The 25478-nt window shown below is 45.2% G+C and carries 23 protein-coding genes; 10 read left to right on the plus strand and 13 right to left on the minus strand.

The window, feature by feature from the left end; genetic code table 11:
- Positions 1–57 precede the first annotated feature (57 nt).
- Together ACLFWI_RS05900 and ACLFWI_RS05905 are read right to left on the minus strand one after the other, a co-directional pair.
- The gene (locus ACLFWI_RS05900; protein WP_446412160.1) at positions 58–705 is read right to left on the minus strand and encodes a Crp/Fnr family transcriptional regulator; all 648 of its coding nucleotides are present in this window, start codon (positions 703–705) and stop codon (positions 58–60) included.
- Positions 706–822: 117 nt separating this feature from the next.
- Positions 823–1854: a CHAD domain-containing protein gene (locus tag ACLFWI_RS05905; RefSeq protein ID WP_446412161.1), complete on the minus strand. Its 1032-nt coding sequence runs from the start codon at positions 1852–1854 to the stop codon at positions 823–825.
- A gap of 1181 nt (positions 1855–3035) precedes the next feature.
- Here ACLFWI_RS05905 and ACLFWI_RS05910 point away from each other — a divergent pair.
- The gene (locus ACLFWI_RS05910) at positions 3036–4088 is read left to right on the plus strand and encodes a pentapeptide repeat-containing protein (RefSeq protein ID WP_446412162.1); all 1053 of its coding nucleotides are present in this window, start codon (positions 3036–3038) and stop codon (positions 4086–4088) included.
- A gap of 173 nt (positions 4089–4261) precedes the next feature.
- Here the strand turns inward: ACLFWI_RS05910 and ACLFWI_RS05915 are convergent, their stop codons facing one another.
- The gene (locus tag ACLFWI_RS05915; RefSeq protein WP_446406948.1) at positions 4262–4456 is read right to left on the minus strand and encodes a hypothetical protein; all 195 of its coding nucleotides are present in this window, start codon (positions 4454–4456) and stop codon (positions 4262–4264) included.
- Positions 4457–4694: 238 nt separating this feature from the next.
- On the opposite strand from ACLFWI_RS05915, the gene ACLFWI_RS05920 reads away from it, so the two are divergent.
- Positions 4695–7421 (plus strand): right-handed parallel beta-helix repeat-containing protein, encoded by a 2727-nt coding sequence (locus ACLFWI_RS05920; RefSeq protein ID WP_446412163.1) that lies wholly within the window; start codon positions 4695–4697, stop codon positions 7419–7421.
- A gap of 191 nt (positions 7422–7612) precedes the next feature.
- Here the strand turns inward: ACLFWI_RS05920 and ACLFWI_RS05925 are convergent, their stop codons facing one another.
- Together ACLFWI_RS05925 and ACLFWI_RS05930 are read right to left on the minus strand one after the other, a co-directional pair.
- Positions 7613–7807 carry a hypothetical protein gene (locus ACLFWI_RS05925; RefSeq protein ID WP_446412164.1) on the minus strand — a complete coding sequence of 65 codons (195 nt, stop codon included), beginning with the start codon at positions 7805–7807 and terminating at the stop codon, positions 7613–7615.
- 394 nt (positions 7808–8201) lie between these two features.
- Positions 8202–9890, minus strand: coding sequence for a potassium channel family protein (locus ACLFWI_RS05930; RefSeq protein WP_446412165.1), 1689 nt, complete (start codon positions 9888–9890; stop codon positions 8202–8204).
- A gap of 249 nt (positions 9891–10139) precedes the next feature.
- Here ACLFWI_RS05930 and ACLFWI_RS05935 point away from each other — a divergent pair, with 249 nt between their 5' ends.
- Entirely contained in the window at positions 10140–11036 is an 897-nt protein-coding gene (locus ACLFWI_RS05935) for an endonuclease/exonuclease/phosphatase family protein (RefSeq protein ID WP_446412166.1), read from the plus strand.
- Between the two features lie 195 nt (positions 11037–11231).
- Here ACLFWI_RS05935 and ACLFWI_RS05940 read toward each other — a convergent pair whose 3' ends face one another.
- The gene (locus ACLFWI_RS05940; RefSeq protein ID WP_446412167.1) at positions 11232–12101 is read right to left on the minus strand and encodes a DUF2382 domain-containing protein; all 870 of its coding nucleotides are present in this window, start codon (positions 12099–12101) and stop codon (positions 11232–11234) included.
- 101 nt (positions 12102–12202) lie between these two features.
- Complete coding sequence (locus tag ACLFWI_RS05945) at positions 12203–13054, minus strand: DUF2382 domain-containing protein (protein WP_446412168.1); 852 nt, start codon at positions 13052–13054, stop codon at positions 12203–12205.
- Positions 13055–13430: 376 nt separating this feature from the next.
- Between ACLFWI_RS05945 and ACLFWI_RS05950 the strand changes: the two genes are divergently transcribed.
- Together ACLFWI_RS05950 and ACLFWI_RS05955 are read left to right on the plus strand one after the other, a co-directional pair.
- Positions 13431–13847, plus strand: coding sequence for a thiol-disulfide oxidoreductase DCC family protein (locus ACLFWI_RS05950; RefSeq protein ID WP_446406941.1), 417 nt, complete (start codon positions 13431–13433; stop codon positions 13845–13847).
- 75 nt (positions 13848–13922) lie between these two features.
- Positions 13923–14774, plus strand: coding sequence for a M48 family metallopeptidase (locus ACLFWI_RS05955; protein WP_446412169.1), 852 nt, complete (start codon positions 13923–13925; stop codon positions 14772–14774).
- A 96-nt stretch (positions 14775–14870) separates the two neighbouring features.
- Here the strand turns inward: ACLFWI_RS05955 and ACLFWI_RS05960 are convergent, their stop codons facing one another.
- On the minus strand, positions 14871–15620 hold the full coding sequence (locus ACLFWI_RS05960) for a metallophosphoesterase family protein (RefSeq protein WP_446406939.1): 750 nt from the start codon (positions 15618–15620) through the stop codon (positions 14871–14873).
- Positions 15621–16346: 726 nt separating this feature from the next.
- Between ACLFWI_RS05960 and miaE the strand changes: the two genes are divergently transcribed.
- Positions 16347–16961, plus strand: a complete 615-nt coding sequence (miaE, locus tag ACLFWI_RS05965; protein ID WP_446406938.1) for a tRNA isopentenyl-2-thiomethyl-A-37 hydroxylase MiaE — start codon at positions 16347–16349, stop codon at positions 16959–16961.
- Here the strand turns inward: miaE and tsaB are convergent.
- Together tsaB and ACLFWI_RS05975 are read right to left on the minus strand one after the other, a co-directional pair.
- Positions 16958–17626 carry a tRNA (adenosine(37)-N6)-threonylcarbamoyltransferase complex dimerization subunit type 1 TsaB gene (gene tsaB / locus ACLFWI_RS05970; protein ID WP_446406937.1) on the minus strand — a complete coding sequence of 223 codons (669 nt, stop codon included), beginning with the start codon at positions 17624–17626 and terminating at the stop codon, positions 16958–16960. The genes miaE and tsaB overlap by 4 nt on opposite strands.
- 42 nt (positions 17627–17668) lie before the next feature.
- On the minus strand, positions 17669–19207 hold the full coding sequence (locus ACLFWI_RS05975) for a serine/threonine protein kinase (RefSeq protein WP_446406936.1): 1539 nt from the start codon (positions 19205–19207) through the stop codon (positions 17669–17671).
- Between the two features lie 310 nt (positions 19208–19517).
- On the opposite strand from ACLFWI_RS05975, the gene ACLFWI_RS05980 reads away from it, so the two are divergent.
- The 3 genes from ACLFWI_RS05980 to ACLFWI_RS05990 all read left to right on the plus strand — a co-directional run bounded on the left by ACLFWI_RS05980 (position 19518) and on the right by ACLFWI_RS05990 (position 22612).
- Complete coding sequence (locus ACLFWI_RS05980) at positions 19518–20891, plus strand: RNA-guided endonuclease InsQ/TnpB family protein (RefSeq protein ID WP_446406935.1); 1374 nt, start codon at positions 19518–19520, stop codon at positions 20889–20891.
- A gap of 376 nt (positions 20892–21267) precedes the next feature.
- On the plus strand, positions 21268–21951 hold the full coding sequence (locus ACLFWI_RS05985; RefSeq protein WP_446406934.1) for a hypothetical protein: 684 nt from the start codon (positions 21268–21270) through the stop codon (positions 21949–21951).
- A 166-nt stretch (positions 21952–22117) separates the two neighbouring features.
- Positions 22118–22612 (plus strand): hypothetical protein, encoded by a 495-nt coding sequence (locus ACLFWI_RS05990; RefSeq protein ID WP_446406933.1) that lies wholly within the window; start codon positions 22118–22120, stop codon positions 22610–22612.
- Positions 22613–22673: 61 nt separating this feature from the next.
- On the opposite strand, the gene ACLFWI_RS05995 is transcribed toward ACLFWI_RS05990, so the two are convergent.
- Positions 22674–23249: a hypothetical protein gene (locus ACLFWI_RS05995; protein WP_446406932.1), complete on the minus strand. Its 576-nt coding sequence runs from the start codon at positions 23247–23249 to the stop codon at positions 22674–22676.
- Positions 23250–23462: 213 nt separating this feature from the next.
- On the opposite strand from ACLFWI_RS05995, the gene tftA reads away from it, so the two are divergent.
- Complete coding sequence (tftA, locus tag ACLFWI_RS06000; protein ID WP_446412170.1) at positions 23463–24821, plus strand: hormogonium tapered terminus morphoprotein TftA; 1359 nt, start codon at positions 23463–23465, stop codon at positions 24819–24821.
- Positions 24822–24914: 93 nt separating this feature from the next.
- Here tftA and ACLFWI_RS06005 read toward each other — a convergent pair whose 3' ends face one another.
- Both ACLFWI_RS06005 and ACLFWI_RS06010 read right to left on the minus strand, forming a co-directional pair.
- Positions 24915–25292 (minus strand): response regulator, encoded by a 378-nt coding sequence (locus tag ACLFWI_RS06005; protein ID WP_446412171.1) that lies wholly within the window; start codon positions 25290–25292, stop codon positions 24915–24917.
- Positions 25264–25478: hypothetical protein (locus ACLFWI_RS06010; RefSeq protein WP_446412172.1), on the minus strand; the 215-nt coding region annotated here is incomplete at its 5' end. The genes ACLFWI_RS06010 and ACLFWI_RS06005, both read right to left, overlap by 29 nt.

Genomic DNA, 25478 nt, shown 5'->3' on the forward strand with positions numbered 1-25478 from the left:
TAGGGGCTTGGTGACCAAGCCCCTACTCCAAACCTAATTCAACTCAAAACTAAAGTCTTACCACTCAGCAACATTTTTAAAGCTATCTGGTTTAATAATAATGTGGCGATCGCTGTCAAAGCTAATCTTGCCCTGATTTTTCAACTTGTTCAGGAGTCGGGTGACGGTGACACGAGTCGTACCGATCGCATTGGCAAGGTTTTGGTGCGTCAGGCGCATCTTCAAACGAGTCCCTTCGGGTACAGGTTGACCCATTTCCTGTTGTATCAACCGCAACAAGTGTTGTAAACGATCTTCAACTCGACGCTGACCCGCGATCGCTAGGAGTGCCTCAGTTTGGCGTATCCGGTGGACGATTTGCGGTAATATCATCTGAGCCAATCGCGGTGAAGCATTGATCTCCTCTAGAGAAAACCAAATCAGATGTATGTCAGACAATGCCGTCGCTTGGTAAGCACTCAGCAGAGAAAACCAACGACCAAAAAACATTGAAGGCTCTGCCCAACCTAGCCACACTTCTTCCCCATTCTGGCAAAGCGTACTGAGCTGAACTAAACCTTGGCAAACCTGCCAAACTCCTTGAGAAATTATGGGAATTTTGTCGCCTTTAGCATAAAAATGCAATCGACGTGAATCTTGAAGTTCGGCTTGACCAAGAGATTGAGTCGGGTTTACGTCCAAAACGGCTCTGGAAGTTGGAATCATGGGCTGCAACTCTCTCCAGCCAGATTTTTACAAGCTGGTATAGCAGGGCAGCTCTACTGTAAGCAATCAAGGTAAAGGCTCGGTAATCAACAGATTAAATCATCTCAATATTTAATGTTAAGTACTCAAATTGGCATGTTGTGCCTCTTGGATATTAACCGATGAGGTGTGAGTCCCGCTCTCTACTGGGTGTACAACAATTAAACGCAAATCCTTGCGGGTTTGGGGATGGAGATATCGTTCCTGGAGCGATCGCCATTCCTGCCATAATTGATAACGATCGCCACTCAACTGCTCTACCAGGGTTGGGAGTTTCTTCTTAATTTCTGAGTGCAGACAATCCGACAGAAATTCTGCCAAGACGAAACTGTCTTGAATCTGTCCCAAAATACGCTGAATCGATTTAATTTCTTTCACATAATCCTGATAAGGCGTCTCATAAAAGTCAGTAAATAATTCCATCTGATAACGCACTCGTTTGGCTTGTTTGCGCAAACTGTGCAACACTGAACCCTGAACCCTGAACAGTTCAACCACATCCTCTAAACTCAGATCCTGAGCCACCTGCTTCTGTCCGTCTGAAAATTGTACACCTATAAGCCACGCGGGGTGGAGGAAAAACTGACTCACAAACGGTAACAGTAAATCCGGCAAAATCTGATCAATTGGAAATTCGGCAAAAGTTCCGTAAGTCGGCGTCTGCAACCAATCTTGAAATGCCAGTTTCATTTCCTGATAGGGTTTGTCGTTGAGAGTTTTCTGAACTTGAACTAAGACCTGGTGACGTCGCTTTTCCAACGTTGCTAATACTTTTTTGCCTATTTTTTGCTCAGAGTTGGGCAAAGTGGGCAGATACTGATTTTGCAGCGCATCTTGCATGATGTCCAAATCCCGCAGTTGTCCCAGCCGTCGCGCCACTTTAGCAATCTTTTTCTCACGAGCAGCTTTGGGTAATACCAGGGCTGGGGCAAAACCGTTCACCACTGTCCGTAGCCGTCGCATCCCTACGCGCATTTGGTGTAGCGCTTCGGGATCTTTATCCTTGAGAACATCAGTTTCATACTGAACGGTTCTCTGGAAATGTTTTTGAATAGCTAGATAAGCCCAATAGCCAAAGAGCTTTGGGTCGGATGAGGCAGTGGTTATCATCGGTATGGTGTGCGGTAGACATCCGGCACGTTTGCCCCTAGGGAATCATATAGAGGAAAACGTTGCTTTTTTGTAAAACCTGTATCACAATAGTTTACCATACATACTCGTGAATCAAAAATTGTTATTTCAACTCCCCAATGACAGCAATGAGAACGTCTTGGGGATGATTTTTGAGCGGAATGGGCATCTTCGCCCCATTTTGCCATGAATCATACCTTGCCGGATCTGACACCCAGGGATTATCTTTAAAACATGAGTTTTATCGACGGGGCTTCTTGCCATCCTTTCAGCCAATCAAAGTCAGCCTGTCGGCGACGTATAGTCTGAGGGGATCTCTAATCGGGAGACCGATGGCTATCGAAGGAAGCCCTTTATCGTGACTGACAATTGGGTGATCGGTTACAACAACAAACTAACGCAATTCAACTCCAACGGTATGACGCCTTCTCAAGACTCGGGCGCAGCAGTACAATTCACTAGGGCATTAACGAGCAGCGATTTTTCTAGCTTAATGCCCAGACCTGGTTGGCATGAAAATTTATCGTCAGGAAAAGACTTTTTGTAGCGGTTGGAATAACCAATATCGGTGAGCAGTTATCTCCTGCATTCAGGATTGGGATATTGATTAGCTTTATCTCGCTTCAACCATTTTTACTGTGAAAACCGTAGTTTTTCCCTTGGAAAAAACTCCAGTTTTACCCAGGAACAGGGTATAAACAAGGTATTCGCTGATTACTTATTTATCCCGCCCTAGACTCAGGAATTGGTCAGAACTAAAACCGTGAATGGCGATAAATTCAACCTATTTTTTGGGCTTTCATTATGCCAACTTTTGGAGGTGATACCAACAGAGTTGCCACCAACTTATTTATGGTCATTGATTTGAAGATAAAGATAATCGTTAATAACGATTAGTCTATCGAACTCGTTCAGTAATCATGGCACTCAGTATCTAATATTTTTATAGGGAGATGGATTTAATTCACGTTAAACTCCGACCCTATAGAGGACAAATTTACTGTTTTTGATTATCCCCCTTTTTCAGGGGAATCTTATCCTCTTTGGGATTTATTTACGATTTCAGCTATGGAAAATATAAATCCCAATTCAAAACATTTTGTCAATCCCAAAACAGATAGCCTATAGCTAACAAAAATCCCAAAAATCAAGCATATTTTATGAAATCAAGTCAATGTTTAACTAAGGCAAAAATTCTGAACTTGCACGAAACTGGAGAACGCAATTTCCCCGGAGTTAATTTGATCAGAGCCGATTTAACTGAAGCCAACCTGACTCGCATTAATTTGAGTGCTGCCCATTTGCAGCGAGCTAATTTAGCCAAAGCTAAACTGATTGGCGCTCAGCTTAAAGATGCAGATTTAAGCAAGGCTGATCTCAAGAATGCACTATTGATTGAAGCCACGCTTTCCCAAGCCAATCTGACGGCTGCAATTCTCAGGGAAGCAGATTTGAGTGGTGCGATTCTCACGGGCGCTACTCTACTCGATGCGGATCTACGACATGCTACCTTAATTGGCACAAGTCTGATCGATGCCAGAATGAAACGAGCCAAACTGGCAAAGGCAAACTGTACGGGAGCCAGCTTAAGTCGCGCTAGTCTCAAAGCCGCCGATTTGAAGGGAGTCATCTTAAATCGAGCCATTCTCAGCGAAGCAGATTTAAGGGGAGCAAACCTGAAAGGCGCTTGCTTAATTCGAGCCTATTTACATCGGGCAGATTTGCGAGATGCTAATTTAACCGGGGCTGACTTGAGTGATGCGGATCTCAAGGGCGCTAATCTGAGTCATGCTAATTTGTCAAGGGCTGACTTGAGTTGTGCGAATCTGAGTCACGCGAATCTTACGGGGGCTAATCTGACTGGCACCCACTTACAAAATGCGAATCTCAGTCTCGCCAATCTCAGTGGATTGCTCCTCGAAAAAGCCAATTTCCAGAGCGCCCAACTCAGCAAAGCCAACCTGAACCGAGCCAATTTATATAAAGCTAATTTGTCAGGGGCTAATTTGCTAGAGGCGAACTTAGAATATGCCAACTTAGCTGAGTCGAATCTCCAGCGAGCCGGTTTGCTTTTGGCTTATTTAACGGATGCTAACTTGAGTCATGCCAATCTGAATGGGGCTAACTTAATTGGCGCTAATTTAATCGGAGCGGACTTAAGTGACGCCTCCTTAGCCGGAACTATCATGCCCAATGGTAGAATACACTCGTGATATCCTCCTACACCTTACCCACAACGTCGGTGTCGGCTTCCTTTGCGGCAATTTTACGGATTACGCTTCCGGCTCCTTCACTTCGTTCGAGGACAAGGTTTTATCGGTGGGAACACGCCCAGCCCAACTTTCTGGAATTTATCTATCCCAAACAATCGCTAAACCGATGTGGATTAAAGGATTTGCAGCAATCCATGTCGTATCCCATAAAAAACTCGTTCAATCAGAATTCGTTCATGTTCCTTTAAGCTATCTTTATACAGTAAAGCACATTTTAAAAATTGCTGATCGGAGGGGGTAATGCAGCGATTCATTAAAACCTTAGTCACTAAGTCTTCGATATTTGTCTGAGGCAGAGTAACGTTCATTGACTTCACAAATATTAAATGTTCATTTTTGTTGTCATAATTATGAAGGATTTTCTAGATCAATTTTGTGATCGCCCTAAAAGATAGTTGGTGATTTTTCTAAAAGGCAAATCGTGATCTGTGATAAGGTTAGGTAGTGACATAGGTCACAAATGTATAAATATAAAATTTACAGACATTCACCAGAATTGAGAAAGGTTCCACCGGAACATCTCTCCTCAATTCTGCCTTCAGACTAATGAAAAACACAAAACTGGGATTAATCAGTGTACTCCTCCTCTCTATCTCTAGCCCACCAATGCTAGCGCAGACAGAGGCGGCATCCGAAACGGCTGATAACTTAAGAATTACACCACGTTTAGGAATTGGACATAGGAGTTCTGGTGGTGGATTTGATGGATTCACCCGCCTAGAGGGATTTGTTCCCCTTTTACAAACTCCAGGTAAAAATCTGACGTTTCTGGAAGGGCGATTCTTCCTGGATAACGATGATGCCAATTTGGGGGGTAATCTGATCCTGGGATATCGTACCTATAGTGTCCATTCCCATCGAATTTGGGGCGGTTATATGAGTTATGATAACCGCCATACAGGTCACAATACCTTTAATCAATTGGGGTTAGGCATAGAAAGTTTAGGAACTGTTTGGGATTTTCGGGTGAATGGTTATTTACCTATTGGCGATACGCGCCAAGGAGTTGGTGATGCTGGAGTTCGAGATATTTTCTTTCGCCGCAATTTCTTGATTTTAGAACAGGGGCAAAACAAAGAAGCCGCCATGGGAGGTTGGGATGCAGAAGTTGGCGCAAAACTTGCTCAAATTGGCACAGATGGGGATCTGCGCGGCTATGGGGGATTGTATTGGTATGATGCGGAAGGGACTTCAGAGATATGGGGATGGCGAGTAAGATTGGAAGCGCGTCCTTCCGATAATTTTAATCTGGGGTTGTCCCTACAAAATGATGATTTGTTTGGCACAAATTTAGTGTTTACAGTGGGAGCGACATTTCCCGGAAGTCGCCCTCAGGGGTTAACGGAGGAAGATGATCGAGTTTTGGCACGAGTAGCAGAATCGGTGCAGCGAACTAATGCGATTGTGATTGATCATCAAGATGATTTCCAAGAGGTGTCAGCGACGAATCCGGAAACAGGTGAACCTTATATATTTCAGCATGTTGTTTTGGGCGAAATGGGGGGAGATGGTACGTTTGAAAATCCGTTTGGTAGAGTTGAGAATGGGTTAGATAAAACGGTATCTGATGGCAATGATATTGTTTATGTACAACCCGGAACCAATCCAGGGATTCCGCCGTTTACAATTCCTGATCGAGTGCAGGTGTTATCTACGGGTCCAATTCAGCAACTGGATACGATAGAACGAGGAATTGTGCAATTACCGCTATCAGATGCAGGGGTACTCCCCACGATTAATCCAGGTGCGGCGGCTTCGGTAACGATGGGTAATAGAACCACTTTATCGGGGTTTTATATCCCTGATGCAGGTACCTTTGGAATTGAGGGGAGAAACATTGATACAGTCACGATTCGGGAGAACGCGATCGCGAATTCCACTCAAGCGGGTATAGTGCTACTTGAAGCTACGGGAAATGTCACTGTTACCGATAATAGTATTGATACGACAGGTGGTTTGGGTAATGGCGGATTTTTTATTGGCAATACAGCGGGTTCAGTTGATCTAAACCTGGTCAGGAATCAGATTGTCAATACGACAGGCGATGGGATGGTTATTATTATGTTTAATACTGAGGACAGTACAGTAACGATTTCGGAAAACCGAATTGTGGGCAATCAACTAGATGGCATTGGTTTCAGATTCGCCAATGCTGACAATGTTGACTTTAACATTAATGATAATAAAATCTTGAACAATGGCAGTAGCGGAATTATCTCTGAGCTAGTCAACAATTCCAATTCAAGCGTCACAATTATCAACAATGAAATTTCAGACAACCAATTTGATGGAATTGCTATGATACTAGCAGATAATTCCGATGGAATAGTCACTATTACAAATAATAATCTTAGGGTCAATCAAGAAGACGGGATTTTCATTGGATTATTTGCCGATTCCGATGAAACAATTACGATTGTAGATAATACGCTGTCAGAAAATCAGTTTAATGGAATTAACCTATTTCTCAGGAATAATTCCCAGGGGATATTTGATATTACAAACAATAGTATTTTGAACAACCAGTTGGATGGGATTATTTTCACGTTTTTGGATGATTCTCGTGGAATTGTAACGATTGACGAAAATACCGTCGCTAGAAATCAGAGGTGGGGAATTGCTGTACAATCTACGGCAGCTGCTGAAGGAGAATTCCTGATCCAAAATAACCTGATTTCTGATAATGAAACGCTAGGGATTGCTGGTTTGATGATCGGGGACTCCAGTTTAGGAGTCACGATTGACAATAACGAGATCTTCAATAATGGTGATCATGGTATCGGTGTTAGCATTCAAGAAGCTGCCACATTGAGACTAGAAATCACTGAAAATCTAGTTAACGGTAATGGCTTTCAGGGTGTTGACCTAAATTTTCCCCAACCCGATGGCATTTTTATAGATGTACTCAATAACTCAACGCTCCAGTTACTACTGGAAAGCAATACAATAATAGATAATGCTCGTTTTGGCGCGTTTATATTAGCGGAGGATCAGTCAGAAATTTTTGCAGGTGTCCGATTCAATACATTTAGAGGAAATTCTGGTGCTGTTGACAATGCCAATGGTTTTTTAGTACAAACTGGATCACTAACTAATCTTGAGCCGGAATCGACTATCTGTTTAGAGTTAAGGAATAATACCAGTGAGAATGGCTTTTCACTCAATTACACCGATGCTGACAGTACATTCAAAGCTGATACAAGGGCAAATAATGGCATCATTTCGATCCCCCAACTGCCTGTTGAACCCCTAGGGGATTGTCCGGTTCCGTAGTGGCTGTGGCACACCTAATGTCAGGGATTAACATTGTAGGGGCGCACTGACGTGCGCCCATAAAATAGCTAAATCTAATCCACAATTTTAGCTGTTTAAAAAGCCCCAGTATTATAGAGACGTAGCACGCTACGTCTCTACCAGTTTTATTAGTTTAGACTGTTTCTAAATCCAGCCAAACCGGGAGAATACTAGCGAGATTCAGTCCCTTGATTCGGATCACCTTCTACACGCTTGTTTTCACCTTCTGCTTCCGCGATGGTTTCCGGGTCTTTCTTGGACGCTTGCTCATCCGCTTGGGGATCTTTAGCCTCAAGTCCCGTTGTTCTAGCTCCCGCAGCAGTTGTAGTTTGTTTACCTTTAAATGTTTGTTCTTCTGATGGCATAATTACATTCTTAATTTCGACGTTACGACCAATATTAAACAACTCTGAGAGAATTTTCCTCTTCCTAAAATAGGATTTTGATTTATTTATCTCTCTATCTAAAGAATTAGTACGCTGACGCTATGGGGCTTGTGGAGTGGCGTGGCACATCTAAATGGATGCATGAGATTGAGTTCGTAAGTTCGTAGTAAGGGCTTTAGCCTTAGATTCAGGAGGCTTTTCTGCTTGATCAATAGCTTATAGAAAAATCCATAAACCCGCCTCTACACATCGGCTGGGGCGGGTTTAGTCACATCTGTGGTGAGATAAGAAACGATAATAGTAAAACCCGCCCCTACACAAGCGCCATACCCTCTTTCCACAGTGAAGGGTCAAAATTCCACCTTCCCCAGATTCAACTCGCCAACAACTGAGAGGGGTTAACTCGCCACAACTGTTCTAATTGTGACGCTGGCATGGTCAAGTATAAAACATCACCTGCCGCTAATGCTGTTTCCAATAAATCTCGACCGTGAAGCTTTTGATTTCGGGTTTCAATATATAGAGGAACAAACTCAATATCTAGGGTTAAATCTTTCACCCGCCGTCCACAGAACGGATGATTGAGAGTAATCGTTGTTGCCAACGCTACCCACAGGGTATCCCCAGTCATACCATTTCCTAAAATACGCCCGCCTAAGGCGGCTGCAGCAAAGGCAGGTGTGGCTAATTCGGTGGGACTAAGTACCACCTCAAAATTAAAAACTTGCTGCACCCCTCGGGCAAATTGGGGGTCATGATTTCGCACTACGATGGGTAAATTGGGCGTTAAGGCTTTGGCACTTAAACTAATCTCGACATTGGTCATATCGCTACTGGTTACAGCTAATAAGGCTTCCGCTGTATGGATATTCGCCGCTTTTAAATGGGTCGCCAAACTAGCATCACCGATAATCACAGGGACTCCCAAGGAACGGGCAACACCGAGAAATCGATTGTGGGTATCGGGTTCAATGACAACCACTTCATAGCCATGACTATGCAGTTGATTAATGATCTGGACACCAATACCCCCCAAGCCACAAACAATATAATGATGGCGACTGGGAACACGGGCAGCATCTAAAAATTGATTAAAATGAGTACCTAAAATAAAATCGTTGAGTAGGGCGTAACAAATCCCAATCACACCCGCCCCAACTAACATCATCACCGCGGTAAAAATCTTGATGCTGTCAGGTGCTAATTCTGCCACTTCTTCTTTACCGCCAGCCCCAGTAATCATACCCACGGAAAAATAGAGGGCGTCAACAATTGAGGTATTCAACTGAACGCTAATATAAGTGACTGTGGCGATGAAAATGGTTAGGAGTAGGGCGAAAGTGCCAGCGAGAATGGGTTGACCATGATGCCGAAACTGTCGCAGGTTGGTGAGGACTTTAAACAGTCGGCGTAACCAAGAAGCCCGACGGCTGCGGACATTGGGTTGAGTGCCAACAATTATGCGATCGCCAGGTTGTAATTTTCGCCCTTGCACAACGGCTGACACCAAACTCACCTGCCCTTTTACGGGTCGATAGTAAATCAACATCCGCGATCGATCTTCCCACAACTCATTTAACCGACGCCCGTTCCAGGGATGAGACTCATGGATGTATTCTTCGTGAATGGGCCAAGTTTGATTGAATAATCGCAGTTGCCCAATCGCTTGATTCCCCATCGCGGCAAAGGCAAACACAGGGGCGGCTAATGCGGCAACACTGAGGCTAACATGGTTGGGCAGGATCTGATCCAAGCGATCGCCTAAGCTGTTGTTAAATAGCCGACTAATAATCCGAATCCGGGGATTGAGGACTCGGGCTTGGGTGAGAATAGCCAGATTCAAGGCATCATCGCTAGAGGTGATGACTAGGGTTTGCGCCTCCTGAATTCCCGCGGCGAGTAGGGTGGCGGCTGCGCGAAAATCGCCGATAATCAGATCCTGACAGTTACCAGGAACCAGGCGATCGCTAATTCCGACCACAGAGGCGCCCTGTTGCTTTAATAGTGAGAAAATTTGATAGCCAGTGCGACCCAAGCCACAAACGATGATTCGGGGTTTCATAAAGCAAGCGTTATCAACAGACAGATATTTGTCTGGTCGTGTTTTGAACAACTATTCTCCTATAGATTTACCGAAACCATTGTAACCGAAGACACCAAGACTGGCAGAAATAGGGAAAAAGAGATTATCGTTGCTCATTTATAGTTCAAACAGGGCGGATTTTTTCACGGTTATTAGCAGCAATCTCTGTTTATTGACGAAAGGAAATCCTTAATCTTAGACTAATAGTAATTAACTAGAAAACAGTTTATGACCAAGCCTCATATTCCTCCAGACCTACAAGAACTCAAGCCCAAGAGGTTTAATCCCGAAAAACAAACTTGGATTCAATCAACCGATCTTGTCAGTGACACAAATATCAGTGAACTAACACTGGTCACCTATAATATCTGGTTTTCCGACTATCATCGTCAACAACGCCACGAAGCTATACTGAAGCTTATTCAATACTGTGATGCTGATGCGATCGCGTTGCAAGAGGTTACGCCAACCTCTCTCAAACTAATTTTAGAGCAAGACTGGGTTAGAAAGAATTACTATAGTTCCGACACCACAGGAGCAACAGTAAATCCTTATGGCGTTCTCTTGCTGTCTAAGCTTCCCATCCATCGGTTATTTTTCTGTGACCTGATCAGTCAAATGAGCCGTAAATTTCTCTGTGCTAAATTACAGCTTAATGGACAAAATTTTAATATTGCTACGGTTCATTTAGAAAGCAAAAAGAAATTCGCACCCATCCGCGCCATTCAGCTTGCTGATATCTTTCCCCTATTAGAACACGCCGATCATGCTGTACTCATGGGAGACTTTAATTTTTGTTCATCTTGGCAAGATGAGAACCGTAATATCGACTGTCGCTATCAAGATATGTGGGCAGTTCTCAGAGGTGATGAACCGGGCTATACTGAAGATACGGATATTAATGTAATGAGATTACAGCAAAAACAGAAACATAAAAAAGTCCGCTTTGACCGCATCTTACTCCGTTCTGCTTCCCCAGGTTGGCAGCCAGAATCCATTGAACGCCTGGGATTAGCACCTATTTCCCCTGATTGTCCCCACGTTTTTCCGTCTGATCATTTTGGTCTAGTTGGTCATCTAGTACAAAAAGGCAGAGGGCAGAAGACAGAGGGCAAAAGGCTATAAGGCTATAAGGTTGAGGGGAAAAGATGCAAATTGCTTCATTAGATGCCGACATAGAAATTCGGAAATCGCGGCACAATAGTATCGCAAGGAAAACGTTATTTATTGAAGAATATCACAGCGATATCAATACGGCTCGGATAAGCTCTAATTTAATTTGTTTCTTCCCCTGCTTACCTGTTCCCGGTTCCCTGTTCCCTATTTACTTCCACGACAGCGATCAAACATCTGTTGGTATGTTTCCTGAAGCTCTGGATTGTCCACCACTAGCTCTACACGCACGTTAACACAGCCGTGATTATCTTGCAGCGCGATCGCGGCTAAAAGATCGCTGGCTGCTTTAGGCGAAACAAATTCACCTTTGACTGTAGGATTTTTCGGTGAACTCGTCTCTACACTATCGGGTACACCTGTAACTTTTCCCTTCCCTAAATCAATTTCTGCCAGTTGTTTCGGTTCTTCACCAACTTGTTCAACGATTAATTTTTCCCGCCGTACAGGAACTTCTACCACACGGGTTTCAATTTCTTTGCGAACGACAACTTCACCGACTTTCTGCTTACTGCGGTTAACGACTAACTTTTCTTCTAGCAAGCGAATCATGTCTTCTTCGACTATCTCTGATGTCTGATCAGACTGTTCTAGATCACTATTCACTATCTCTTCAGCATCCATAGCTTTTTCCGAATTAACAGCACTTGTAGAGGTTACTGACGAGTGATGTAAGTCCTCGGAAGGCTTTGCTGTTCTGGTTTCCTTTTTTTGATATACAGGCAAGTATTCAAGTTCTGCTGGTGATAGGTCAACAATTACAATTCTATTGTCTGGGTCAATTGTCTGAATGTGCTGGCGACTGAGGAGAAACCAGGGGGATTCAGCGTTTGCCCATTGGGCAGACATCACCATATAAAGCTGATGATTTTTTTCTACACAGAAATCCTCAACCCGTCCTAGGACTTTACCTTTTTGATTCACGATAGTAAAGAACGTGAATTTTTCTCTAAATTGATCTAATAGTTGTTTTATTTTACCCTTTGTATAACTGCTTTTAGGTTCTTCTTGGATCATAGCTTACTTCTCCAACTTACTAAACGTAGGGTGGGCAATGCCCACCCCCGTATCCACCAATTTATTAGTTCAATCGGTGAAATTCAATAGTTTTCAGAATTCTACCGACGACCCTTGACAACAGGATTGCCATCTACATCGACTTCTAATTCTTCGCGGCGAACCGTTTCTTTGGCATCTACGGTGTCACGCTCAACTTCTTTCTTGACACCAACTTCTTCCCGGACAAAGGCTTTCTTCTCGATATTCGCTGCTTCTTCATGAACTTCCATACGAGCCACTTCACCTTCCTGGAAGTCAACATTACCCGGTTGAACTTCGCGGGCTTCAGAGGGAGTATTTCGTTCAATTACAACCCGTTCTTTTTCTACAGGAACTGATACCTGAGCTGTTTCAGATTCCACATGCTTACCCACGGCAACTTCACCGCTCTTGTAACGGTCTTTGTTGGCAATTAGTTTCTCTTCATACAGCTTGAGATTTTTATGATCCTGCTCAGTAGTGGCGTAGAGTTCAGGCTCATGATCATAGCTGTAGGTGTCGCGATTATAGGTTGTCGCCTGAGCCGATGTTGCTCCTGCCGAGCGATTAGCCGCCATTGGTCGGTAGACGTTCCTGACTCGTTCTTCGTAGTCGTAGTCAATGGTCATGTTGTCATGATATTCCGGTAAGCTTTCGGCTTGCGCTTTGGTCATACCGATTACATAAACCCGATGACGGTCATAGTCCATCCGGGCATAACCTACAGGTAACAAGACCTTTTTACCAAAGATCCAGAAGCCTGTATCAATGACTAGATACCGGAAACGACCATTTTCATCCAGAAGAGCATCATGAACTTCACCGATTTTCTCTTCTCGATCAGAGTAGACATCATATCCTTTAATGTCATCGCCACCGAAAATCTGTTCTTTATAGTTGGGGTAAAATTTGTCTATTTTGATCAGATTCATAGAATAGTCTCCGTGTTTCTTTTTCTTTATCTTTGAGAGTTCAACTCTCGCAATCTACTTTCAGGTTACAGAAAAAAAGCTTTTTGTGAATCTATCAAAAGACATAAACAAAACTAGATTAGTGATTTTTTTTACACTGATACTGATACTGTGATTTATTTAGATTTAGAATAGTTGTGCTGATTGACCGACTTTCTTCTAAGTAAATTCCTTAAATTTAATAGTATCCCCTTAGGGTACATGATTTAATCAAATACAATATATAGATATCCGGAAATTAACACGATGACTTATTTTTTTTATCCTCCTATAGGAATAGATGAAATTAGGTATAGTAAATAAAGATAACTCATAAGGAGTGCGATTAACCCCTTTGATGCAATATCACGTTATTTACGACGGCAACTGCAATCTTTGTGTCACGTTAGTGCAGCTTCTGGAAAATCTGGATCAAGGGCAGCAGTTTGATTACATTCCCATGCAGGATGAAGCCACCTGTGAAACATTTGGCATTACCCCCCAAGACGGCGAAATGGGCATGATTCTCATCGATGGGGCATCCCCGGAACGTCGGTGGCAAGGGAGTGAGGCGGCTGAGGAAATTGGGCGTCTGTTGCCCATGGGCGAGGTGTTCGTCTCAGCCTATCGGGCAATGCCTGGAATGAAATGGCTGGGCGATCGCACATATCAACAGGTTCGTGATCATCGGTATAGTTGGTTTGGCAAGCGATCGAGTACCTACAATTCAGCTTATCCTCTGGGATGTCAGGATAACCAAAATTGCCAGACGTAAAATGGCAACTTATACCCTGTAAGTAGCGTCTATTGTTTGAGTGCCTCAACTGTAGCTATTTTAATTTTATGTACCATGGCTAATCCTTTCTCCTTCTGGTCTCATCGTCACCGTCGTCGTTTATTATATCCATTTTTGTCAGCGATCTTGGCGTTTAGCCTGATCGTGGGTACACCTCAGGTGAGTCAAGCAATTCCCTGGGTGGATCTGATTTTCCGAGGCGTCCAGATTATCCAACTTTCCAATATTTCTGATCGCCAGGAAGTTGAGATCGGAGAACAGATCAATCAGAAGTTGGTGAGAAACCAGATCCAACTCTATCGCAATTCCAGTGTCAACCGCTACATTGATCAGATTGGTCAGCGATTGGCAAAAGAAACTCAACGCTCTAATATTCCCTATAGGTTTCAGGTAGTTAAGGATGACAGCATTAATGCCTTCGCGACTACGGGGGGTTTTATTTATCTCAACACGGGTTTGATTGAAGCGGCGGACAATGAGGCTCAATTGGCTAGTGTGATTGCCCATGAAATCGGGCATATCGAAGAAGAACACATGATTCAACAAATGCGCCAGACAGCGATCGCTAGGGGAGTAGCCGTTGCCGCCGGTCTAGATCGCAATACCTTAGTCAATATTGGCGTAGACTTAGCGCTGCGGTTACCCAATAGTCGTGAAGATGAATTTGAGGCGGATCGAGTTGGGTTAGACATCCTCAAAAAAGCAGGCTACGCACCGTCAGCCATGGTAAATTTCATGGAAAAACTCCAGCAGAAAAGCGGTTCTGTCCCCTCTTTCCTCAGCACTCATCCAGGTGTTGGCGATCGCATTAATGCCTTGAAGCAGGCGATCGATCCGGCTGAAGCTAATGTCGGTGATGGTTTGGATGAAAGTGCCTATAAAGCCAAAATTCGCCCCCTGCAATAGGATTATCTCTGGTAGCAACATCCATCCCTCGTTCTTTGGGTTCCCAGCTTCCCAGACGTGCCATGGCACGTCTCTACATTGCTTCCCCATATTCCACTAGGAACGGAGTACAGAACGACGTGGTAAGAGTTGTGAAGGCTCTACCCTTGTCACCGCCTCCTCAAGTGGCATTTGGCGAACCCGTTGTTTAAAAACATTGGCTTGATAAACCCGTGAGTTGGTCAGGTCTAATCCTGTGAGCCAACCACTTTTCGGGTGATACGCGCCCGTGTCAATATCCAACCATCCTCTACCTTGGGCAATTCGTCCCGGTTGTACTCCTGGCAAGGTAAAGGTAATCGTATGACCAATGATAATTAACTTATCGGTAAAATAAGGCTCTTGAATGCTATGAAATTCATCTCTAATCCAACAGAATTGTTCTGTCGTTTGCTTTTCCAGGGGTAAACGGGGATGAACTCCAGCATGGACTAACCATGTATCTCCCAAATCGATATGGGTGGGTAAGGTACGCATCCACTCGATATGGTCTTGGCGGACACCATTCTCACCATAACTATTGATGGTACTGTGACCACCACTATAGAGCCATGCTTGCAGGGCTGGACCATAGATTTCTCCCTGACCCAGGATTTCTAATAGCATTTGCTCATGATTGCCTAGCAAGCAAGGATAAGGGCTTTGCTTGACAAATTCAACAACTTGAGAGCTTTGGGAACCCCTATCAATTAAGTCTCCCAAAAAATAGACCTGATCGTCTTTACTAGGAGCGATCGCATCCAATAAGGTCATTAGGGTATCGTAGTGCCCATGCACGTCACCGATAACAATCCGGCGGTGAGTCATTGTTTATTGATCCAAATCCGTGTCGTCAAATAATAAGTAGCACCCATAAACGTTTACTTGCACCAGTTTGGTTACCAAAAGCTGGACTATTGTGTGCCGAGGTATGTTTACCAGGGGTAGGCAAGATTCTCAGGGTCAGGATATTCTATTATCTATTAGTTAAAACAAGTGCTAACATCTATCTTCCGGGTTGAGCGAGAAAATTCATCTGTCTTCTCGGAGGTCTCCACCATAGCTGTACTCAGCTTGGTGGGAGGAAACGGGGGCAGATCTCGACTCCCCTCGATACAAGTGGTCTAGGCAATATATCCATAACTGGTTGGTTTTTCAACTGAAATACAGTGCAGGTTTTTTGATGGGAAACCTACAAAACCCACTCGGATTACTCCGGTAATGTTAGCTTAGACAATGTTAGTGGTCGGTACTTTCTCAAAAGCACTGCCTCCCAGATGGCTGTTTAACTTTTGAGTTTTAGAGCTACAGACTAGCTACGCATCCGTAGGTAAGAACTTAAACACTTGCCACTAACGTAGGCATTCCTGCCTGAGTCGGGTCAACTCGGGCTATCTTAGAAGCCCCCGTTATAATCGGTACTCCGATTTAACGGTGGGTTGTTGACACCTTTTCCGCTTAGCATCCAGCACGCCATGGATAAATACCAGTTTCCTCGAATACCAGTCTCTATCCTAATCATCTTTCCCCTATTGTGATTCACAAGACAGTTCGATGTCACCAAAACCTGTGTTAGATTCTCCCTGGGTAATGATTCATGCCCTCCAACAACCCACGAGCTGGACTTGGGTTGAACAAGCCCTAGCTCACCTTGATCTCATTCTACTCGACCATTCCCAATGCGAACGCAAAGCGGCAGGTGTCGCCCTGAATTTAATCTTTCGCTACCCATCGAGTACGCAACTGGTTCGTCAGCTAACTGCGATCGCGCGTGAGGAATTGGATCACTTTGAACAGGTCAATCAATGGCTGGAACGACGGGGTATTCCCCTAGCGTCCCTATCCCCGTCACCTTATGGTGCTAAGCTAAAAGCTCAGATTCGCCGCCATGAACCGGATCGGCTATTGGATTCTTTATTGGTTGCGGCTTTAATTGAGGCTCGCTCTCACGAACGGCTGGGATTACTGGCAACTCACTGCCCTGACCCGGAACTCGCCGCGTTTTATCAAGGTTTGATGACATCCGAAGCCCGACACTACGGGGTTTACTGGGTGCTAGCGGACACCTATTTTGAGCGGGAGGTTGTCAGCCAGAGGTTAGCAGAACTGGCGACGGTAGAAAGTCAGTTACTTAGCACGCTTTACCCAGAACCTCGAATTCACAGTTAATCGTTTTTTGTTCCAGTCACCGGATGCTGTCCGTAAAACGGTAACGCCTCAGACCAGTGAGGACGCTTTCCTTGCTGCCAATCCACATAAGCCAAGTCTAATACACTGGTGACACAAGTTCCTAAATTAACGGATACCTCAATGAGTTGATAGGGGAGGTTTTGATTGTCTAGGACGTGTTGCCAGATATTGGGTGTCATCACGGCATCGGGTATAAGTGGCGTCAAGCTGGAACCGTCTGAAGATAGCTGATAGATTGCGGTATACAACTGCCCCCGTCGAGCCGGCATTTGTAGCGCGATCGCTCTTTTGTGTGAGGTTTCCGAATCCTCTTTCTCTTGAAGCATGAGTGACCAAGCAACGGCGGCTAGGGTGGAAATGGCAAATAAAGGAATATCCAGTTGCTGTGCCAACGTTCGAGCTGTTACCACACCAATACGAGTGCCTGTAAAACTGCCGGGACCTTTGGCGACGGCAATAAATGCCACATCTGACCAAGCGTTTGGGAGCAAAAACTCACTCAATTGCTGATGTAAGTGAGTCGATAAATCTCGTCCCAAATCCCAGGTAGCCGCACGATTATCGTTCTGAAAATTACTGATAGCTAATCCGAGTTGAGGACTGGTGGTATGTAGGGCTAAACCGTATTGGTTGTCATTTGTCATTTGTCATACTCACTCCCGAAAAGAAGCAAACTAAGTTATTTGTCATTCCTCATTCTCCTCAGTAATTTCGGGTTTCTTTGGTAGGGGATCTTCTGGGGGAGCAGGCGCTTTTTTCATGTTTTCTAGGGGTTCGTCAACAGATTCAGACGGGGGTTCGCTCACTGATTCAGAAGGCTCAGCCGATTGGGGAACCTCTGGAGAAGGGGCTGGTGGTTCTGGCGGTTGAGATTGAGCGGGGGATGTTGGGGATGAATTAGGTGAAGGTTTAGGGGCTGAAGTTGACGATTTTTCCTCAGAGGAGGGTGATTCTGTAGGAGTGGATGAGGGATCTTCAGTAGTGGGTGAGGGAGAGGGTTCAACTGAATCTCTTGATTTTTTGGGGAATCCTGGAAAAGAGCGGCGAGAGGGTTTCTGTTCCTGCTCTGAGGAAGGGGCATTGTTGTCCTGGCTGGGTTCAGTCGTTTCCTCACTATGATTAAGTTCGGGATCAGGATTCAGGGGTTCCTCTGGGGATGAGGGTTCAGCCGCGGGTGGGGTTGACAGATTTTGAGACTGATACCAAATCGTTCCTAATCCGACTAAACCTGTGGCAATGACAGCCCCCACTCCTAGTAAAACGGGAGAAACACCTAAGCGTCGATGCCAAGGCGTATATTGAGTTGGCTGGGACTCTCGCTGACGGGAACTTGCCTTTGGTGGTGTTAAAGCAATTGTGGCGCCATTGGTGGTCGATATAGGATGGGAGACGAATTCCTGGTTGGGTTCAAAGGATACATCCGGCAACAGGGATAGCCATTCTGCTACCGATGAAGGGCGATAACGTGCCTCAATTGCCATCCCCCGCATGACTGCTTGATTCACAGCCGCGCTGAGTTGGGGTTGGAGGTCACGGGGAGCGGGCATAGGTTGACGCTCCCGGATAACGGCAGGTGTGGGGATTTGGGCAGTTAATAGGGTATAGAGAGTGGCGGCTAAACCGTAAACATCCGAGGCTGGGGTGCGTTTTTCTTTGATTAAATACTGTTCTAAAGGGGCATAGCCCTCAGACAGCATGTTAGTGTGGGTTTGAGTTGTATTCAGGCTAAATTCCCGGGCAATGCCAAAGTCGATGAGGACAACTTCGTGTGTGCCTTCGCGTCGGATGATGTTGGCAGGTTTAATATCTCGGTGGAGTAAACCTTTTTGATGGACTACAGTTAAGGCGTCACCAATTTGGCGGATGTAATGAATGGCAGTGGCTTCACTGAAGGGTTTTCCGGGATGTAAAATCTCTTGTAAGGTCTGACCGTCTACATAGTCCATGACCATGTAGGGCCACCCGGCTTCCACAAAGAAGTCACTGACTCGGACAATATTGGCATGGGTACACAAGGCGAGCCGTCGTGCTTCATCCTGGAATAGGCGCTGAAACCGAGAGCAGTCCGGGTTACGATGCATGGACTCGTCTAGGGTTTTAATCACCACCACTTGACCTAAATAGTGATGGGTGGCTTTATAGGTGATGCCAAAGCCCCCTCGTCCTAGTTCTTGCTCTAGAGTGTATTTGCCACCCTGTAGGGTTTTACCAACTAACGAGTTCATACACTGACCTGATGATTGGGAAAAATTGTCAGTTCAAAATTCACTTTAACAGATCTCGCGGAATTCCCCACCCTCTTAAAGGATACTGCTGGCGAATTTAACATTCTGCCCTAGAATGACCGAAATACGTTAGAGTAGCTACTAACGATTTTATGGGATTTGACGCTATGCCAGTAACATTCGCCAGCAAAGTCTTAAAGGGTGGGATGGATAGCGAGTAAGCTGGCGTCACTCGATCCGATTTATTGCTTTGGAGAGCCTATAAATTGTAGGCTAATTATGAGCCAAAAAGTAACGAGGTAAGTCAAATTTGGTAGTAAGGCGGCACACATTTCGATTGTATCCAAGCAAACAGCAGTCTAAAAAGCTGTTTACAGCACGTCGTCTTCATGCCTACCTGTACAACGCTTGTATCGCTCACCGTCGTTATGAATGGAAAGCGAACCATCGCTCAGTTACCTATTTTGAGCAGCAGAATTGCCTACCGGAGTTCAAGAAATTCTGGGAAGACTATGCTTCTCTCAACTCCTTAAGTCTTCAGGCAACAGTCAAACGGGTTGACTTAGCCTATAAAGCCTTTTTTCAGGGGGTAAGGAAGTCCCCAAAATTAAAGTCTATTCGCAATTACGACCGTTGGATGTATCCATCTTCACCTAAGAAATCAGGCTGGAAGGTGGAGAGCAATGGGGAACATGGGCGCGTCACTCTCAAAGACCTGGGAATCACCTTACGGATACGGGGGAAAGCCAAGCAGTGGGGAAAGCCGACAACACTTACCATTGTCTATAAGCCGAGATTGAATCAGTGGTTTGCCTCAATTACGGTTGAGGTAGAAGACGCGCCACCAAAATTCGGATCGCAATCTGACTTAAGTTACGAGTCAGTGGTAGCCTTCGATTTGGGAACCGAGACAGCAATCACCACCTATAACGGCTCCGAATTTGAGGAGATAATCAACCCTCGGTTTACCCAAGTCCTGGAACCCAAGATCAAGAAAGCTTCCAAGAAGTTAAGGAGAAAACGCGCTCCCAATCTGCAAAAGCGGGTTAAGGCATCTAACCGATGGAAAAAGTATCGCCGGAAAGTATCAAAGCTTCAACGGAAAGCTGCAAATCAACGAAAAGACTGGCAGCATAAGGTAACGTCAGATTTAGCAAGTCGTTATGACATCGGCGTAACTGAAAAGTTGAACACCAAGGCGATGACAAAGAAGGCGAAAAAAGGGGGTAAGGGGAAGAAGCAAAAAGCCGGACTAAACAAATCCATTTTATCAGTAGGGTTTGGCAATCTGAACAAATTGCTGACCTATAAGATAAAAGGAAAGGGAGGCTTGATGTTAACCCTAGACACCCGAAAGCTGAAGCCATCACAGCGCTGTCCTCAATGCCATACAGTCCATAAAGAGTGGGCGGACTTATCAAACCGATACCATGTTTGTGACAAGTGCGGATTTGAGATTGAAAGGGATAAAGGCAGCGTATTGCTAATGTATAATGTTGCGACAAATAAGCAACCGGAGTTAGGAACTAGCTCCGTTAGTCTTGGATGTTCTAGCTCTACTTCTGACCCGAAAATTCGTAAGAATTGTGGAGGGATGAAGCAACTAGGGCAGATGAAAAGACGAAGAGCCCAAGTTGAGAGGAAGGGGAAATTGAAACCCCAATCTCCTACGAGTTGGGGTTAGTTCATCTCAGAATTTCTGGATTTAGGGATAAAGTGTCAGGGAATGGGAACGATGGGGGAGATGGGGGAGCAGGGGGAGCAGGGGGAGCAGGGGGAGCAGAGGGAGCAGGGGGAGCAATGGTATATTTTCCCTGATAGTGGTGCAAGGAGATGAAAGGGTTTGACCTTTTTTACTTGAACAAGAGCAACTATCAATGCCACTCAAAGCCTTGATAGTTAATGGTTTCGGCTTTATGCAGCAAACCATACATATAGAAGACTGTGCGTAAATCCTGTCCCTATCTCCATCATGAAACTAGCACTTCGGATCAAGCACTTCGGATCAAGCCATTGTCGATGAGAAGTTTTAACATATCCCCCCTAAGAACGCGACACCAGTGAAGCAACAGAGTTTACGACAATGGTTTCGATGGCTGACTCGGTGGATTCGCCGCATCTTTCAGAAACCAGAAACTTTCCAACCAACGTTTCTGGTTCTTGAGCGCACCTATTCGGCTGATGAATCCATCGTGCTTTTGTCCGTCGAACGAGACGCGCCCGGTGCTGTAGGAACCTGGTATCTACTGAATCAACACAATCCCCGTCACAATCTATTGATTACCCTTGACAACTTGGCGGCGATTCGATTAGCTCTGGATGCCAATTCATTTTCTGATAGGGATACGTCCATCTTGGAGCTATCGTTAGCCCAGGAAGACCAGATTTTTCGGACTCATCGGTTTAGTGTGCAATGGATTATTAAATTGAAGAGTTCGCGCAAGGTTTTTCACTTGATTGGAACCTGGGATCTCGACCTCCAAGGTGATACCTGGGACCCCAATACCAGTGCATTTACGATTGGTCGTTTCGTGGTGCGAGAGGCGTTAAACTTACCTCCGCTTCCGGGAGTGTCGTGGCGTTTCCGCATGACTGAGTTTCCCTGGATTGAGAGTTTACAGAGTTATAGCAAGATGGTGTTGGGAGATAACCATAATTGTTATACCAAGAAGTTGAATCTGAAAGAACTTAAGGAACTTAGAGATGAAATTGAACAAGGGCGAGGTGATAGAAAACGTCATTAATCATAACTTATAAATTATACGGACACGTAAGGGAACAAGCAGGAAAGCTAAGTCGTGAGGCTGGGAAGCCTACACCGAATCAAGATTACGGTGTAGGAGGATGTCACGAGTTTTTATATGAGCTTTAACTGAACGTGATTTCGTTATTATTGACATTAAGGTTTAAATGCCGAACAGCTTACGCCATCTGCAAATCGAATGGTTCGTCTTCATGGAAAATAAAAAGTCCTGCACATCAATTCTCCAGAAAATTCCTATGCAACCAGGTTCTCTACCCCTAAAGCTAGCACTTGCCAGCACGGCAGCAGCAGGCGTTACCCTTTCTTTGGTCAATCAAGCGATCGCGGCTAGCCTCTTCGTTGGCAGCTTCAATACGAATTCAGTGCTGCAATTTGATGCCCAAACGGGGGCTTTTATCGATACGTTCGTTGACTCAGGAAGCGGAGGCTTACAAGGACCGGTCGGTTTGACCTTTGGTCCGGAAAACAACGATCTCTACGTTGTCAGCCTTTTCAGTGAGGGGACTCCGCCTGGGCAAGTGCTTCAGTATGACGGGCGATCGGGCGCATTCATTGAACCCTTCAGCTCAGCGGTTCCGCCCTTGATTTTTCCCCAAGACTTAGCTTTCGGATCGAATGGTAATCTTTTTGTTGGGTTTTAATTTGGGTAAGATCTCCGACTTCTTCAAGAAGTCGGAGATCTGAAAGACTCAAAAGCAGGGACTAATCCGGGAAGGCGAATCCGGTTCTGGGATCGCGGATAAATAACCCCAGCACTAAGGAGTCCATCACCGTATCCCATACGGGGTTCAAACGCTCTGCATCGTCTACCCAGTAGTCAAATGTAATTAAGCATTGAACTCCAGAACCTAAGCCAATACAGATGCGGGAATAGGCGTCGCGGTTTTCCTGGGGGTCAATAAATTTGAATTGAGTCCAGACAATGCGGGCGGTTTGGCGCTTGAGTTCAACAATTTCCCCATGCTCAGTTATATTGCGCTCATCATCTCGAACGACTCGCTTTAATAAAGAAACCAGGGGAAATTCAGCCCAGTCGCCTGGGGGCAGTAGATTATAGGACGCTTCTAAGCGACAATCATCGTTGGGTGGCTTGTTGTCCAGAAACCGAAACGACTTAGTATCTGGTTCAAAATGCCAATCTTCGGGAACATCAAAGCGCAATGCTCCTCGCCCTGCTACGAAGATCCGATGTCCTGGCTTGGATGTCCAGTTGTGGTCTTCTTGTAGCTCTAGGGTTTCCTTGATCCATTGGAGATTGTGCTTTTTGCGTTTAGCCATAGCCGCTCCAGAGATGAAAACCACATTTAACTATTGATGGTAACACTATCTCTGGCTCCCAGAGAGGGTGGGCTAGATTTCTACACCATTTCTTTCTCTGGATGGAGGTGAACAAAAACTTATACGCTCATGCACTAGCCGAAAGACACCGAAATCCTTATTCTGGATTAGTGGCAGTGAGTGCGAATGATCAGTGCTGAGGACAAGTAACTAATGGGACGAATCTTTATTTCTGCCGGACACGGAGGAATTGAACAAGGGGGGCGCGATTTAGGTGCGATCGCAGGCGGTACAACGGAAGCTCAACAGATGATTCTGCTGCGGGATCAGATTGTCCCAGAGTTGCGATCGCGTGGCTTTGAGGTTCTCTCTGTCCCGGATGATTTGAGTTCAGCCGAATCAATTCAATGGATTAATGCTCGTTATCGTCCCGGCGATGTGGCGCTGGAAATTCATGCGGGTTCTTCCCCGAATCCCAGTGTCCGAGGGACGGCGGTTTACTACATCGCCAATAACGCCGAACGCAAAAATCATGCAGAACTGATCCTCCTCGCCCTGCTGCGGCGTCTTCCCCAATTGCCAAACCGAGGCGCGAAGACGGATACGGCGACAGGGATGGGTTTTCTGGCGTTTACCCGCGATACGATTCTTCCTTCGCTGCTGATGGAGGTTGGCTATCTCACCAATCCAGAGGATCGCTTTATTATTCAAAATCGCCGCCGCGAAATGGCGTTAGGGATTGCGGATGGACTAGCGGCGTTGAGTCGGGCGGTTTCGGGAACGGAACCGGGAGGAAATGGAACGGATGTTACCTATCCACCTATTAATATCAAGATTAATAATCAAACTTATGGAGAGCAGGGCATTATTGTTAATAACAATGCCTATATTCCGATTGACTTAGCCGATCGCTTGGGTATCGATTTAAGCACAGTCCCAGGAATTCGCCGCCTCCAGTATCGGGGAGTGGTTTACGTGAAAGCGATTGAATTGCGAGACTATGATGTCTCTGTCGGTTGGGATGCAGCGACGCGCACGGTCATTTTGCGCTCAATTTTACAAATTTGTCCGGGTCAACTTGACCGAATTATGGCACATGGGAATACGTCAGAAGTACAGTTAATGATGTTTCTCAAAGCCAATAATGAAGACGCCCTGGCTCAGTTTCCCGACTTACCCAAGCTTTACCGCGAAGAAGCCGCCATTGAAGGGGTAAATTATGATATTGCCTTTTCTCAAGCCATGGTGGAAACGAATTTCCTCCGTTTTGGTGGTGACTTGAAACCTAGTCAAAATAACTTTGGTGGCTTAGGATCAGTGGGGGGTGATCCGGAGGGGGCGACATTCCCCAGCGCCAGATTAGGGGTTCGCGCCCATATTCAACAATTAAAAGCCTACGCCAGTTTAGAACCCTTGGTACAAGAAGTAGTTAGTCCTCGGTTTCGCTTTGTCACTCGTGGGATTGCTCCCCTAATCCAGCAGTTGAGCGGACGTTGGTCGGCTGACTTGAATTATGGCGATCGGATTATGGCTGTTCTCCGACGCCTTTATGAATCAGCCGGCTTTTTCTAAGGGTGAGTAGTCCTCAAACCTTTATGAATGACAAATGACAAATGACAAATGACGATCTCTACCGTTAACTTTTGTTGTGTCCACATACTTACATTATGACCAGTCCAAAACTTTAGTTACCTCCTTAGTTAGTGTCATTGGGTCAAAGGGTTTAGCAATAACTCCAGCAATACCCAACTGATCAAATTGAGTGATGTCGTTGTTAAACACTTTTGCCGTGAGTAAAATCACGGGAATTTTTTGAGTGCTGGGAGACTTTTGCAACTCTTTCAATAGAGTTAACCCATCCATATCCGGCATCATCACATCCAAGAGAATCGCATCAGGTTGTTCAGTTTGGGCTAACTGTAGTCCTTTCTTGCCAGATTCAGCCGTGATTACTTGCCAGTTGCCAATCGTTTCCAGGCAAGCTTGGATCACTAAGCAAAGATTGGGTTCATCGTCAATGACTAGGATACATTTGGTAGACATAAAGGGAACAGGGAATGGGAAACAGGGAATAATCAATTTTAATGCACATCAGCTTACTTGTGAAAGAGGGCGGGTTTTGTTGTTCATTTATCGGTAGGGAGGGCGGGTTTTGTTGTTCATTTATCGGTAGGGAGGGCGGGTTTTGTTGTTCATTTATCGGTAGGGAGGGCGGGTTTTGTTGTTCAT

The organism is Coleofasciculus sp., assembly GCF_046539235.1.
Classification (GTDB): Bacteria; Cyanobacteriota; Cyanobacteriia; order Cyanobacteriales; family Coleofasciculaceae; genus Coleofasciculus.